The organism is Henriciella sp. (assembly GCF_029937755.1).
GTDB lineage: Bacteria > Pseudomonadota > Alphaproteobacteria > Caulobacterales > Hyphomonadaceae > Henriciella.
Genome location: NZ_JAPYPG010000002.1, coordinates 393,166 through 406,613 on the forward strand (window position 1 = coordinate 393,166; position 13,448 = coordinate 406,613).

General features: G+C 60.3%; 9 protein-coding genes. 4 read left to right on the forward strand and 5 right to left on the reverse strand.

Annotation, left to right across the window (positions count from 1 at the left end; all coding sequences use genetic code 11):
- Positions 1-235 precede the first annotated feature (235 nt).
- From Q1K29_RS07280 to Q1K29_RS07290, 3 genes are all read left to right on the forward strand, one after another.
- Complete coding sequence (locus tag Q1K29_RS07280; protein ID WP_300392690.1) at positions 236-2,848, forward strand: TonB-dependent receptor; 2,613 nt, start codon at positions 236-238, stop codon at positions 2,846-2,848.
- Between the two features lie 77 nt (positions 2,849-2,925).
- A complete protein-coding gene (locus Q1K29_RS07285) occupies positions 2,926-4,920 on the forward strand; it encodes a tetratricopeptide repeat-containing sulfotransferase family protein (RefSeq protein WP_300392693.1) in 1,995 nt (664 codons plus the stop codon).
- Positions 4,921-4,929: 9 nt separating this feature from the next.
- Entirely contained in the window at positions 4,930-5,421 is a 492-nt protein-coding gene (locus tag Q1K29_RS07290; protein WP_300392696.1) for a MarR family winged helix-turn-helix transcriptional regulator, read from the forward strand.
- A 3-nt stretch (positions 5,422-5,424) separates the two neighbouring features.
- On the opposite strand, the gene Q1K29_RS07295 is transcribed toward Q1K29_RS07290, so the two are convergent.
- Positions 5,425-6,357 carry an NAD(P)-dependent oxidoreductase gene (locus Q1K29_RS07295; protein ID WP_300392699.1) on the reverse strand — a complete coding sequence of 311 codons (933 nt, stop codon included), beginning with the start codon at positions 6,355-6,357 and terminating at the stop codon, positions 5,425-5,427.
- 87 nt (positions 6,358-6,444) lie between these two features.
- Between Q1K29_RS07295 and Q1K29_RS07300 the strand changes: the two genes are divergently transcribed.
- Complete coding sequence (locus tag Q1K29_RS07300) at positions 6,445-6,714, forward strand: hypothetical protein (RefSeq protein WP_300392701.1); 270 nt, start codon at positions 6,445-6,447, stop codon at positions 6,712-6,714.
- A 14-nt stretch (positions 6,715-6,728) separates the two neighbouring features.
- Here the strand turns inward: Q1K29_RS07300 and Q1K29_RS07305 are convergent, their stop codons facing one another.
- The 4 genes from Q1K29_RS07305 to Q1K29_RS07320 all read right to left on the reverse strand — a co-directional run bounded on the left by Q1K29_RS07305 (position 6,729) and on the right by Q1K29_RS07320 (position 13,346).
- The gene (locus Q1K29_RS07305; protein ID WP_300392702.1) at positions 6,729-7,709 is read right to left on the reverse strand and encodes a nitronate monooxygenase family protein; all 981 of its coding nucleotides are present in this window, start codon (positions 7,707-7,709) and stop codon (positions 6,729-6,731) included.
- An 83-nt stretch (positions 7,710-7,792) separates the two neighbouring features.
- Positions 7,793-10,279 carry a DNA ligase D gene (gene ligD / locus Q1K29_RS07310; RefSeq protein ID WP_300392705.1) on the reverse strand — a complete coding sequence of 829 codons (2,487 nt, stop codon included), beginning with the start codon at positions 10,277-10,279 and terminating at the stop codon, positions 7,793-7,795.
- A 5-nt stretch (positions 10,280-10,284) separates the two neighbouring features.
- Positions 10,285-11,169: a Ku protein gene (locus Q1K29_RS07315; RefSeq protein ID WP_300392708.1), complete on the reverse strand. Its 885-nt coding sequence runs from the start codon at positions 11,167-11,169 to the stop codon at positions 10,285-10,287.
- Between the two features lie 116 nt (positions 11,170-11,285).
- Positions 11,286-13,346, reverse strand: a complete 2,061-nt coding sequence (locus Q1K29_RS07320; RefSeq protein WP_300392711.1) for a catalase — start codon at positions 13,344-13,346, stop codon at positions 11,286-11,288.
- Between the last annotated feature and the right edge of the window lie 102 nt (positions 13,347-13,448).

Consider the following 13,448-nt stretch of genomic DNA (forward strand, 5'->3'; position numbering starts at 1 on the left):
GTGACATTAACGTCACTTCATGCTAGTGCATTGATTTATTGTAATTTTAATCTGAAAAGATAGAGTCAGTTCTTGGCAGCGCTAATGCTGCACTGCGGAATTCCTTTTACGAATCGTAATATCCAATTAGATCACCGATTGTTGTGCGCCCGAACGACAAGTCGAGGGCGCCACGCGGCCTGCCCCGGCTTTCCGGGCGTGCGGGCCTTCGTTGAAACAAGTATGGGGAAGATACATGAACACACTTCGGGGTGGAGCATCGCTGCTCGCCATTGGTGCTCTGATGACAAGCGTGCCGGTCATGGCACACGCACAGGACGCCGAACCGCAAGCCAGCACGCAGGCGCCGGCACAACCGGCGCCACAAAAAAAGCGTCGCCTGAAAGCCGTAACCGTTACTGCGACAAAGCGCTCCGAAAGCGCGCAGGACATCCCGGTTACCGTCAACGCGCTGGGCGAAGTCGAACTCGACCAGCTCGGTGTGAAGAACTTCACGGACTATCTCGTCCAGCTTCCGGGCGTCACCGCCGGTGGCTCCGGGCCCGGCCAGAACACGATCTACATCCGTGGTCTCGCCTCCACGACGCCGAACCTGACGGTTGCAGGCGTCGCCGGTCTCGCACCGAATGTCAGCTTCTATCTCGACGAACAGCCGCTTGCCCAGCCGGGCCGGAATCTGGACGTCTATGCCGCTGATATCGAACGCGTCGAGGTCCTCTCCGGTCCGCAAGGCACGCTGTTCGGTTCGAGCTCGCAGGCCGGTACGGTCCGCATGATCACCAACAAGCCATCCTTCGAAGGCTTCGATGCGGGCTTCAAGGCATCGACCTCCTTCACCGAGGGCGGCGAGATGAGCAACTCCACCGAGGTGATGCTCAACCTGCCTGTGTCGGACAGTCTCGCCCTGCGCGGCGTTGTCTATAACGACACCCAGGGCGGTTATATCGACAATGTAGGCGGCCAGCTCACGGTCGAGGAATCGGCCCGGTTCCGTCCGGAAGGGACGGTTCGCGCCAACGGCGTTCCGGTAAACGCACAGCGCGCCGGCTTTCAGGCAGATGCAGACCTTTCGAACGTCAACTTCATTCCGGCCACAAATGGCACGATCGTCGAAGACGATATTAACGACACGACCTATCAGGGCTTCCGTTTGGGCGGTCTGTATCGTTTCAACGATGACTGGGACCTGCTGATCCAGCACAGCCAGCAGAAGATCGAAGCCGATGGTGTGTTCTCAGCCGATCCGGAGCTGGATGACTATGACATCCAGCGCTACACGCCGGAGAATCTGGAAGACAAGTTCCACAATACGGCATGGACGCTGGAAGGCCGCATCGGCATGCTCGAAGCGATCTATACAGGCGCCTATACAGAGCGGACCACAGACCAGGTCGTCGACTATTCCGACTACCTCTTCGTTGGCCAGTACCTGCCTTACTATATCTGCGACGGCTCGGTGACCTATCCGGGCGCTGGCGGTCCTGAAGGCACCTGCTACGCCCCGAATCTCTATGTCACCTCGCACAGCGAGACCGAAGTGCAGACCCACGAAGTCCGCTTCAACACGCCTGACCAGTATCGCTGGCGCGCAACTTTCGGCGCTTTCTACAGCGACCTCGAACTGGCTGAGCGCAATGACTATGTCTACCCAGGCATTACCATGGTCGAAGGCTTCAACGGCGAAATCGGCTATGCGCCAAACTATCCGCTGACCAACACGGATGTGACCGGCGAAATCAACTCCGCCTATCCGGGCTACTACAGCCAGCCAGGGCCGTTCCCTGCAGAAGTCGGCTTCCGCAACGACGTGCTGCGCACGGACGAGCAACTCGGCGTCTTCGGCGAAACGACGTTTGATCTCACCGACCAGTTCGCCCTTACGCTGGGCGCTCGTTACTACGATGTTGAAGTCGACCTGAAGGGCAGTGCAAACTCGTCCTTCTTCAACCTCGGCCAGGACACCGATGCGCAGCGTGCCGGTACGAACATCTCGTTCCTCTATGGTCCTGATGGTCCGGCTGAAGCACCGGATACCGCTTCCACCGACGGCTTCATCTACAAGGCAACGGGTGAGTGGACGCCGACGGAAGATACGCTCTTCTACGCGACCTACTCCGAAGGTTTCCGCGCCGGCCTGCTCAACCGTCCGGGCGGGGCAAGCGGTCCGGGTGACTACACCGTGCCGTATGCTGTCGATACCGACGAAGTGAAGAATTACGAGATCGGCTGGAAAACCGAGCTGTTCGACAATTCGCTGCGTTTCAACGGCGCCGCCTTCTTTGTCGACATCGAAGGTCTCCAGACCACCATCTTCGACCCGTCCATCGTCAACCTGTTCTTCTCGGATAATGCCGCGAATGCAGAGCTGAAGGGCATTGAGGGTGACTTCACCTGGGCCCCCGACAGCGTCGATGGCCTGACCATCGCCGGTGCCTTCTCCCTCCTCGATACCGAGGTGACGGAAGTCCTGGTGCCGACCGATGATGTGGTCGAAGGCTCTGAACTTGCTTTCGCCCCGGCCTATCAGGGGAACATCCGCGCTCGCTATGAGTGGGATCTGGAGCAGGAGATCGCAGGTCAGCGCCTCGTTGCTCACGTCATGCCGCAAGTTGTCTTCTCCGACAGCTCGTACACGGACATCATCGAGATCAACAAGATGGAGCTTGATGGCTATGTGACGCTCGGCGCGACGGCCGGTGTCACAGGTGATAATTGGGGGGCAGAACTCTTTGCCACCAACCTCACCAACGAGTATGCTGAACTCTCCGGCAGCTTCGTCTATGACCGTGAGCGGATCACGCCGATGCGCCCACGCACGATCGGTGTCCGGGTGAGCTACGACTATTAAGGTCGCACCCTGACCCTTGAAGAAACCTGCAGCGCCCCGTTTATTCGGGGCGTTGCTCTTTCTACCCCATCGGTTCCATGACAACCCAACCCACCCCGACTGCCGACGCGCTCAAGTCCATCAAAGCCTCCATGCAGGCGGGACGTTTCGATGAAGCGGCAACGCTGCTCGACGACGTACTGGCAAACGATCCGGAGAACCAGGATGCGGTCTATATGGCTGCGGCCACGGCGCGCTATCGCGATCGTCCGGAGGAGGCGTTCAAGCATCTTGATACGCTGAAACGCATGGCGCCGGATTTCGGCCGGGCCTTCCAGGAAGAAGGCCATCTGCACCGCCGGCAGGGAAATGCTGCGGCCGCCATCACAGCCTATGAGCGTGCCGTGCGCTACAATCCCGCCCTGAACGCCAGCTGGCTCGCCATAGCCGAGCTACGGGCTGCGCAAGGTAACACGCAGGCCGCCGCCGAAGCACGCGCGCAGGCCGAACGGCTGAAGCAACTCCCGCGCGAGCTGCTCGCCGTCACGAATTTCATCCATGAGGGCAAGGTGCTGCAGGCGGAACGCATCGCCCGCGCCTTCATGCAGCAGAACCCCCGCCATATCGAAGGCATGCGCCTGCTCGCCGATATCGGCACCCGTCTGGGCGTCCATGAGGATGCTGACTTCCTTTTGGAGACAGCAATCGAGCTCGATCCCGGCAATCCGCAGCTGAAGATCGATCACATACAGATCCTGCGTAAACGCCAGAAATATGAAGCTGCCCTCGCCCAGGCCGAGAAGCTTCTGGCCCAAGATCCGAAGAGCCCCGTCTTCAAGTCCATCTATGCCATCGAAAGCATGCAAGCCGGCAATTACGACGCCGCCCTCGCCATCTTCAACGAAGTGCTTAAAACCCTGCCTGACGATCTCGCGACACTGACTTCCCGCGGGCATGCCCTGAAGACCGCCGGGCGGACCGAAGAAGCCGTGGCTTCCTATCGCCGCGCGACCAGGATCGAGCCGCTGCACGGCGATGCCTGGTATTCGCTCGCCAATCTCAAGACAGTCTCTTTCTCTGACGCTGACATCGATGCGATGCTCGCGGCCAAGCAGGATCCCAACCTTTCCCATATGGGCCGGATCCATATTGCCTTTGCCCTCGGCAAAGCTTTCGAGGACCGGGGCGATTACGACGCCTCCTTCGAGAACTATGCCGAAGGTAACCGGCTGAAGAAGCTCCAGGCGCGCTACACGACCGAGCAGATGCAGGAAGAGTTCGAAGCCCAGAAACGCCACTGCACGCCCGAGCTGTTCGAGCGCCGGGCAGGCGTCGGCCATGACGACCCGGCCCCGATCTTCATCCTTGGCCTGCCGCGCGCCGGCTCGACGCTGATCGAGCAGATTCTCGCCAGCCACAGCCAGGTGGACGGCACGCTGGAGCTGCCGAACATCCTGTCGCTGGCCCATCGCCTGCGCGGGCGCAAACAGGTCAGCGACCGCGACCGCTATCCGCGCATCCTGCACGACCTTCCGGACGAAGAGTTCGAGAAACTCGGCCGTGACTATATCGAGAATACCGCCATCCACCGGAAAGGCGCGCCCTTCTTCACCGACAAGATGCCGAACAATTTCCGGCATATCGGGCTCATCCACATGATCTTGCCCAATGCGAAGATCATCGATGCCCGCCGCGAGCCGATGGCGTGCTGCTTCTCGGGCTACAAGCAGCTCTTCGCCGAGGGTCAGGAGTTCAGCTACAGCCTCGACGATATCGGCCACTACTATCGTGGCTATGTCGACCTCATGGACCACTGGGACAAGGTGCTGCCCGGCAAGGTGCTCCGTGTTCAGCATGAGGATGTCGTGGCCGACCTTGAAGGCCAGGTGCGCCGCATGCTCGAGTTTTGTGGCTTGCCTTTCGAACAGGCCTGTGTCGATTTCCATCAGACCAAACGCGCTGTCAGGACGGCAAGTTCAGAACAGGTTCGCCAGCCGATCAGCAAGGCCGGCCTCGACCAGTGGCGCCATTTCGAACCGCATCTTGGCCCGCTCAAGGAGGCCCTGGGCCCAGCCCTGCCCCAAGAGACATAGCTTGACCGTATGGACCAGAAGACGACCACCGCGCTTATTGCCCTGCGCCGTATCCAGCGGCGAACGGAACTCTATGCCCGCACGCTCGCGCAGAAAACGGATCTCAGCGTCTCGCAGCTGAAGGTCATGCAACTCCTGTCGAGCTTCGGGTCAGCAACGCCGGGTGAACTGGTCCGGCTGACCGCGCTCAGCAATGCATCCATTACGTCGCTGGTCGACAAGCTCGAAGCCCGCAAGCTCGTCGCCCGCCAGAGGGATCCTGCTGACGGCCGACGCGTCGTTCTGTTGCTTTCCGACATTGGTGAGGATGTCCTGCGGTCCGCGCCCAATCCGTTGCAGGACCATTTCGAACTTCTCTTCAGCGACCTGCCCGAATGGGAACGTTCGATGATTGTCTCGGCACTCGAACGCGTGGCCGACATCGTCGACGCGCGGTCCGAGGTGACGGACTCTGAGCCCATTCTCGACGTTGGCGCCTTCGACAGGGCGGGCGACTCCTGAGGCTCAGTATCCCCGCTGGATATCAACGGATACCGGCGGTTCGCCTGTATCGAGATAGGCTTCCAAAAGCTCGCAAAAACGGTTCGCCGCGTCATCCGGCAAGGTTAGACCCGAGACGTGCGGGGTGACCGTCACGGCGGGGTGCGACCATCGCCAGTCACCCGCCTGCAGAGGTTCAGCCTCGAACACGTCGAGCACCGCATGCGAGACCTGCCCCTTCGACAGGGCTCGCTGAAGCGCGTCATGATCCAGCGTCGAACCACGCCCGACATTGATCAGCAGCGCATCGTTCAACTGATCGAGCACTTCTCCATCAACCAGCCCCTCTGTCTCCGCCGTGGCCGGGAGCGCGAGGACCAGCACGTCTGGCGACTTTGCCAAGCCGAACTTGGCAACCGGCAGGACATGATCAAATCCCTGCCGGGGGGACCCGCTGCGGGAATACCCTGTCACCTCGGCTCCAAGCGCACGAAAGGCTCCGGAAATCCCTGCGCCGATGCTCCCTGTACCGAAGACGGCAACCTGTGCATCAAACGCATAGCGAGGCGCGGCTGCCTCCTTGTTCCAGTCCTCATTTTCCTGAAGCGCACGACGGGTCGCCATCCTCTGGAGATACGCGAGCGCATAGCCCAAGCAGAACTCTCCGATCTGTTCGCCCATCCGGCCCGTGGTCCGAGTGATGACAGGGGCGCGCTCAGGATCGCCGATCGCCGCACATAAATGATCAACGCCGGCGCCCACGGCATGAACCCAGTCATAGCCGTTGAGCGGTTCGTCTTCAGGCGGACGAAAGCTCATCAAAACCTTGAGGCCGCTCGCAGCTTCCGCGCTGTCGACGAAACGGATGGACGGAAACCGCGCTGCGAGCACGTCGCGGATAACCGCCTCATGCTTGTCAATCACGCGCACCGAGATGTCTTTCGATGTCCAGGCCATTTCGGTCCCTCCCTTCAGATGCCGCCACCCGTTGACCCGGGTGGCGCTGCAACAACATCATGCACGGCAGGAAAGCGAGAGAAAGCCATGGCACTGACACCGGAAGCGACACGCTGCGAAGGGAGCGATCCGGCCATTGTCGAGGTCGCGCTTGCAGGGCGCACTTACAAAGTGACGATCGAACAGGCCGACCAGGCAAGACTTGCCCCGAAGCAATCGCCTGAACAGCTTGCGGAGGCCGCCTTCCGCTTCCTGCTCGACCGCGAGCCACCAGACGCCATCATGCCCCGCTTCGGGCTGATGATCATTGCGCGCTACTTCCCGGAATTCGAGGAGAAGCTGCCGGACTATCTTTGACCGGCAGCCACCCTTTAACTCACCCGCATCTTTGCGAGCCGCTCGTCCATCACCTGTTCGGCTTCGGCAATGATCCGGTCGATCAGTTCCTTGACCGTCGGGATGTCGTGGATCAGGCCCTGGATCATACCAGCCGACCAGATGCCATCGTCTGCGTCGCCCTCTTCCATTGCCTTGCGCCCGCGCACACCCGCGACGAGATGCTGGATGTCCTCGAACTTTGCACCCCCCTTGGCCTCGATCGCGACAACTTCCTCGCTGACAGCGTTTTTCATCACGCGGGCCGTGTTGTGCAGTGTGCGGAAAATGAGCTTGGTGTCGCGCTCGTCGTTCTCGACCATCTGCTTCTTGAAGTTCTCATGGATCGGCGCCTCTTTGGTGACGCAGAAACGGGTGCCCATATTGATGCCGTCCGCACCAAGCGCCAGCGCGGCCGCGAGGCCACGGCCATCGCCGAACCCGCCGGATGCGAGCATCGGCACCTTCACCTTGTCGGCTGCCGCCGGGATCAGGATCAGGCCGGGAATGTCGTCCTCACCCGGATGGCCGGCGCATTCAAACCCGTCAATCGAGATCGCGTCAGCGCCCATGCGCTCCGCAGACAGAGCATGACGAACGGCGGTGCATTTGTGGATGACCTTGATGCCGTGTTCCTTGAAATGGTCGATATGCTCCTGCGGCTTGTAGCCTGCCGTCTCGACGATCTTGATACCACCTTCGATAATGGCCTGCCGGTACTCCGCATAAGGGGGCGGTTTGATGGCCGGCAGGATGGTCAGGTTCACACCGAACGGCTTGTCCGTCATATCCTTGGTCCGGGCGATCTCCTTGGCGAGATCCTCAGGGGTCGGCTGGGTCAGCGCCGTGAGAAAGCCGAGGCCACCCGCATTGGCGACGGGGGCCACCATCTCGGCATAACCAACCCACTGCATCCCGCCCTGTACGATCGGATGCTCGATCCCGAACTCTTCCGTGAAACGCGTCTTGATCGCCATGTCGTCTCCTCATTCCTTGTCAGTGCCGTGATATGATGATCAGCCGGGGCTTGGAAGCACTGCCCTCGCGGAAGACACGGGCGTCACGATTGCGTCAGGACATCAAGGACACTGTCGGATATGGACTGGCGCACATCGCCATATCCGTCCCAGGGGTCCTCCCTGAGTGAGGAGAGGCGCTGGCGGATATTGGAAAGCGTGTACTTGTTAGCCGCCTCCACGCCGGAAAGCTCGTCCCAGCGGATGGGGACGGCAACCGGCGCGCCGGGCCGGGCACGCAGCGAGTAGGGGCAGATCGCCGTTGAGCCGCGCTCATTGCGCAGCCAGTCGATAAAGATCTTGCCCTTGCGTTTGGCTTTCGAGGCTTCGGCGACATAGCGGTCCGGCGCGGCTGCTGAAAGCTGCCTGGCGAGCCCCCGTGCCGCCGCCTTTACATCGTTCCACTCACGCCGTCGCTCCAGCGGGACAACAACGTGGATTCCCTTGCCGCCGGTCAGCAGCGCAAAGGACTGGAGCCCGGCGCTGTCGAGCACGTCGCGCACCTCGACTGCGGCAGCCTTCACCTGGTCGAAGTCCATCCCCTCATCTGGGTCGAGGTCGATAACTAGCCGGTCCGGCCGCTCAAGCCTGTCGGTCCGCGATCCCCAGACATGCAGCTCAAGCGCCCCAATTTGCGCGGCAGAAACAAGGGCTTCCGGCGTGTTCAGGAGAAGGTAGCTCGCTGTGTCGCCATCCTTTTCCTTGATCTCGGTTTCGCCGATGGCGTCAGGGATGGAGTCGGTATGGTGTTTCTGGAAAAAGCACTTGCCGCCCGCCCCTGAAGGACAGCGTACAAGGCTCACCGGACGATCCTTGATGTGAGGCAGCAGGCGCGGCGCAATGTCGGCGAGGTATTCCGCGATCTCGCGCTTTGTAGCCCCCTGCTCTTCATAAACGACACGGTCGGGATGGCTGATGCGGATACCGAGCACCTTGCCGTCACCGCCGTCCTGTCCGCCTTCGGCCTCGGCCTGCTTTTCGGATGTCGATGTCACGTCCTTTGGCTCCTTGTCCTCCCTCAGGCCCTGAAAACTCGGATGCCGCAACAGACCATCGGGGGTGCGCTCTGTATAGGCGATTTCGCCAACGAGTTTCGGCGTCAGCCAGACAGCGCCTCGTTTTGCCTCGCCCGGAATATCCTTGAAGGGGCACGTCTTGCGCTCGAGCGTCGCCATCTTGCCATCGAGTTCGTTCATCAAGGCCTCGTCGAACCCGGTGCCGACGCGGCCGCGATAGAGAAGCTTGCCGTCTTCATACTCACCGAGCAGCAGGGACGCGAAGGGCCGGCCTTTCTTGTCGGACTTTCGGTACCCGCCAATAACGAACTCATCGCGCCCCACGCACTTCGACTTGATCCAGCTGCTGCCGCGTCCGGACTTGTATTTGGCCGATGTCTTTTTCGAGATGATGCCTTCCAGCCCCATGCCGCAAGCCTTGCCGATGACGGCTTCACCCTTGCCTGCGATATGGTCGGAAAAGTGCAGGATATCGTCGTCGACGGGTATGATCTTCTCGAGGGCCGACTTGCGATCGCTCAGCGGCTTCTTGCGCATGTCCTTGCCGTTGAGCGAAAGCAGGTCGAAGGCATAGTAGGCGAGCGTGGCATCGGCGCCGTCATTGGTCGCCGCCTGCAGCGAGGCGAAGTGGCTGTGGCCGCGCTCATCCAGCGCCACGAGTTCTCCGTCGATGGCGGCCGTCTTGACGTCGAGCCCGGCCAGCGCTTTCGCGATGCCCGGATAGCGGTCCGTCCAGTCCTTGCCATTCCGGGTGATAAGCCGAACCTGATGGCCCGCGATCAGAGCCTGGATGCGATAGCCGTCGAATTTCAGTTCGTGCAGCCACTCGTCGCCTTCCGGCGGATCGTCGCGCAGCGTCGCGAGTTGAGGTTTCACGAAGTCGGGGAAGTGCGGTTTTTCTTCCTCGCCCAGGACGCCCGCATCACCTTGCGCGGCAGCCTCTTCGATATCCTCGAAGTCGCGATCAGTCGTAACACTGGTCTCCCACTTTTCACGGGGATCGGTCTGCTCGTCGGCCTCCTCGTCACGCTCCTTGATAAGCAGCCAGTTCTGCTTGTCCTTTGTGCTGTTGCCCTTCATCAGGACGAGCGCCCAGCCGCCCTTCAGGCGCTCACCCTTGAGGTCGAATTTCAGCGAGCCTTTCTCCAGGCCTTCATGCGGATCTTCGCGCGGCACCCACTCGCCCTGGTCCCATAACATGACCGTCCCGGCACCATACCCATCCGGGATAACGCCCTCGAAGCTGCCATAGTCGAGCGGATGGTCCTCGGTGCGCACGGCAAGGCGCTTGTCTGACGGGTCGAGGCTGGGCCCCTTGGTGACCGCCCAGCTCTTCAGGACGCCGTCCAGTTCGAGCCGGAAATCATAGTGAAGCCGGCTCGCATCATGCTTCTGGATGACAAAGCTCAGCTTGCTCTTCTTCTTGCGCCCGGCCTTGCCTTCAGGCTCCGGCGTGCGCGAGAAGTCCCGCTTCTTGCGATAGGTTTCAAGCGTATCTGACCCCTGCTTTGCCATTGCTGTCAGGCCGCCTTGTCAGACTTGGATTTTGATCCTGATTTCGCCTTCGACCTGGAAGACGATGATTTCGAAGAGGATTTCTTCTTGCCGGACGAGCCCTTGTCGACGCTCTTCTTGAGCGCATCCATGAGATCGACCACCTTGCCGCTGCTGCCGGATTTTCCGTCCCCTGACGAGGCATCCTCGCTGACGGCACCCTCTTCTTTCTTCTCCTTGATGAGTTCCTTCAGCGCATCGGCATATTTCGACTTGAAGGCGTCGGGCTTGAAGGGCGCGGATTTGCGCTCGATCAGCTCGCCGGCGAGGTCGAGCATCTCCTTGTCGGGCTTCATCTCCGGAATGTCGTCAAAGATCTTGTCGCTCTCGCGGATCTCGTCTGCAAAGCGCAGCGTCTCCAGCAGCAGGCCATCGCCGCAAGGTTTGATTGCCACGACATAGTCACGCCCACGCACGGCCATCTGGCCGAGACCTACCATCTTGTGCTTGCGCAGCGCTTCGCGGATGACGGTAAAGCCTTCAGCTGCCACTTCGTCATCGCTCGGGACGACATAATAGGGCTTCTCGAAATAGCGCGGATCAATCTCGCACGCCTCCACAAACTGGACGAGATCAATGGTCCGCTTGCTCTCAAGCTTGATCTCGTCGAGCTCATCGGGCTCCAGGATGACGTATTCGTCCTTGCTCGTCTCGAACCCCTTCACGATCTCATCTGTATCGACCGGGCCAACACCTTCGGCGACCTTCTGGTAGCGGATCCGCTTGCCGCTCGGCTTGTGGATCTGACGCAGGGATATCCGCCGCGATGATGCGGTGGCGGTATAGAGTTCAATTCCGATATTCACGAGGGAAAGGCGTAGATGCCCTTTCCAGTATGCACGCAAGGCCATGGCTTGATGTCTCCAGTGCCGAATCAATGCCGGCAAATTGTTTCGGTTCCGCACTGAGTGGCGCCGGCCCCGGCTTTGTCCTGCCGGGGCCGGCGTGATTTCAGCGATGACCGCGATCAGGCATCGCGATCCCAATAGCGATGCTTGGGCAGGGTCTTGAGGAAGCTGTCGGTCTTGCCGTCATCGAGGGCAAAGCAGCCATCATCGAGCTTGCCCGCAATCCCGGCTTCCTTCAGCAGTGTCGCCGCCCCGGCCGTATGGGCAATGAACTTGCCATGGGCGAAGGCATCGGTGACGAAGTCGCGCGCCGGTGGCATGTCGGCGAGCGTTTTGGCACCGTCTTCAGACAGCACCAGGGCCACCGCATCGAACAGGACGGACGGTCCGCCATCCACCTTCTCATGGGCTTCCAGCTGGCGGCCATCGCTAAGCTTCGCACCGCCCACCTTGGGCGCCACGATGATCGGCAGCGCACCGACCTCTTCCATCGCTTTCTGAAGCGTCTTCACCGCATCGGCATCACTGCCATCGGCGATGAGGATACCAAGCTTGCGGCCTTTGAAATCCTTCGGACCGTTCTTGATGATGCTGAGCGCATCGGACGGCTTGAGATCGGTGATCGTTTCGCGGGCGGCTTCAGCCGGGTCCGGCAGGTCGAGGCCAAGCCCCTCGGCAACCGATTTGGCGAGATCATCATCAATATTGCGCAGGTGCGAGAGCATACGCTTGCGCACCCGCATCTCCTGGCACTTGCTGAGTTCGAAGGTCAGCGCATTAGCGATGTGCGTCTGCTCGATGTCGGTCTGGCTGACATAGAACTGCCGGGCCTGACTGTAATGGTCCGCAAAAGTTTCAGACCGGGTCACGATCTTTTCACCGCTGACCTCTTCCGGATAATGGACGTAACCCTTTTCCGGGTTTTCGCGCGGGCCGCCGTCTTCAGGGCCCCAGCTGTTCGGCTCATAGTTTGCCCGCCCCTTGGGGTTATGCATCGCCATGTGGCCGTCCTGCTGGAAGTTGCGCATCGGACATTGCGGGGCGTTGATCGGGATATGGGTAAAGTTCGGTCCGCCGAGGCGCTTCACCTGCGTGTCGAGGTAGGAGAAGTTGCGCCCCTGCAGCAGCGGGTCATTCGTGAAGCCGATACCCGGCACGACATTATTGGTGCAGAAGGCGACCTGCTCGGTCTCGGCGAAGAAATTATCGACCACCTTGTCCAGCACCATGCGCCCGACAATGCGCACTGGCACCTCCTCTTCCGGGATGATCTTGGTGGCGTCGAGCACATCGAAATCGAATTTCTCGGCAAAGTCCTCGTCGAAGAGCTGCATACCGAGTTCCCAGACGGGATAATTGCCCGTCTGGATCGCATCCCACATGTCGCGGCGATGGAAATCCGGATCGGCGCCATTGATCTTCAACGCCTCGTTCCAGACGACCGACTGCAGCCCCTGCTTCGGCTTCCAGTGAAGCTTCACGAAAGTCGATTTGCCCTCGGCATTGATCAGCCGGAAGGTGTGAACCCCGAAGCCTTCCATGAAACGGAGAGAGCGCGGGATTGTCCGGTCGGACATGATCCACATCACCATGTTCATGGCTTCCGGAGACAGCGAGATGAAGTCCCAGAAATTGTCATGCGCGGTCTGGGCCTGCGGAAACCCTCGGTCCGGCGCAGGCTTGGCGGCGTGAATCAGGTCCGGAAACTTGATGGCGTCCTGAATAAAGAAGACCGGGATGTTATTGCCGACCAGGTCCCAATTGCCTTCCTTGGTATAGAACTTGGTTGCAAAACCACGCACATCCCGCGCGAGATCCGGAGACCCCTTATTGCCCGCCACGGTGGAGAAACGGGTGAAGACAGGCGTCTTCTCGCCTTTCTGGAAAACGGCCGCCCGCGTGATGTCCGACAGGTCTTCGGTGCATTCGAAATGGCCGTGAGCAGCAAAGCCGCGCGCATGAACCACCCGCTCCGGAATACGCTCATGGTCGAAATGGAAGAGCTTTTCGCGGAAATGGAAATCATCCATCAACATAGGACCGCGCTGGCCAGCCTTGAGATGATTCTGATCGTCGGAGACGGTCACACCCTGCTGGGTGGTCAGGGGGTCATGGCCATCCTTGGTCGTCTGATGCGGGGCACCGGCATCATCAATGGGGAGATCTTTCTTGCTAGCCATGGGCATCTTCCTTTGCTGTGTGATGCCAGACCAAGGTATTGGTTGAGCGTATTGTTCCCCCCTTCCGATCGCGAAATTTTCCATGGCCGGCATAGAACCAGC

Bases quoted from the DNA above. Each gene is read 5' to 3' on its own strand.
- Q1K29_RS07280 (WP_300392690.1), top strand. From the start codon at position 236: ATGAACACACTTCGGGGTGGAGCATCGCTGCTCGCCATTGGTGCTCTG.
- Q1K29_RS07285 (WP_300392693.1), top strand. From the start codon at position 2,926: ATGACAACCCAACCCACCCCGACTGCCGACGCGCTCAAGTCCATCAAA.
- Q1K29_RS07290 (WP_300392696.1), top strand. From the start codon at position 4,930: ATGGACCAGAAGACGACCACCGCGCTTATTGCCCTGCGCCGTATCCAG.
- Q1K29_RS07295 (WP_300392699.1), bottom strand. From the start codon at position 6,357: ATGGCCTGGACATCGAAAGACATCTCGGTGCGCGTGATTGACAAGCAT.
- Q1K29_RS07300 (WP_300392701.1), top strand. From the start codon at position 6,445: ATGGCACTGACACCGGAAGCGACACGCTGCGAAGGGAGCGATCCGGCC.
- Q1K29_RS07305 (WP_300392702.1), bottom strand. From the start codon at position 7,709: ATGGCGATCAAGACGCGTTTCACGGAAGAGTTCGGGATCGAGCATCCG.
- ligD (WP_300392705.1), bottom strand. From the start codon at position 10,279: ATGGCAAAGCAGGGGTCAGATACGCTTGAAACCTATCGCAAGAAGCGG.
- Q1K29_RS07315 (WP_300392708.1), bottom strand. From the start codon at position 11,169: ATGGCCTTGCGTGCATACTGGAAAGGGCATCTACGCCTTTCCCTCGTG.
- Q1K29_RS07320 (WP_300392711.1), bottom strand. From the start codon at position 13,346: ATGGCTAGCAAGAAAGATCTCCCCATTGATGATGCCGGTGCCCCGCAT.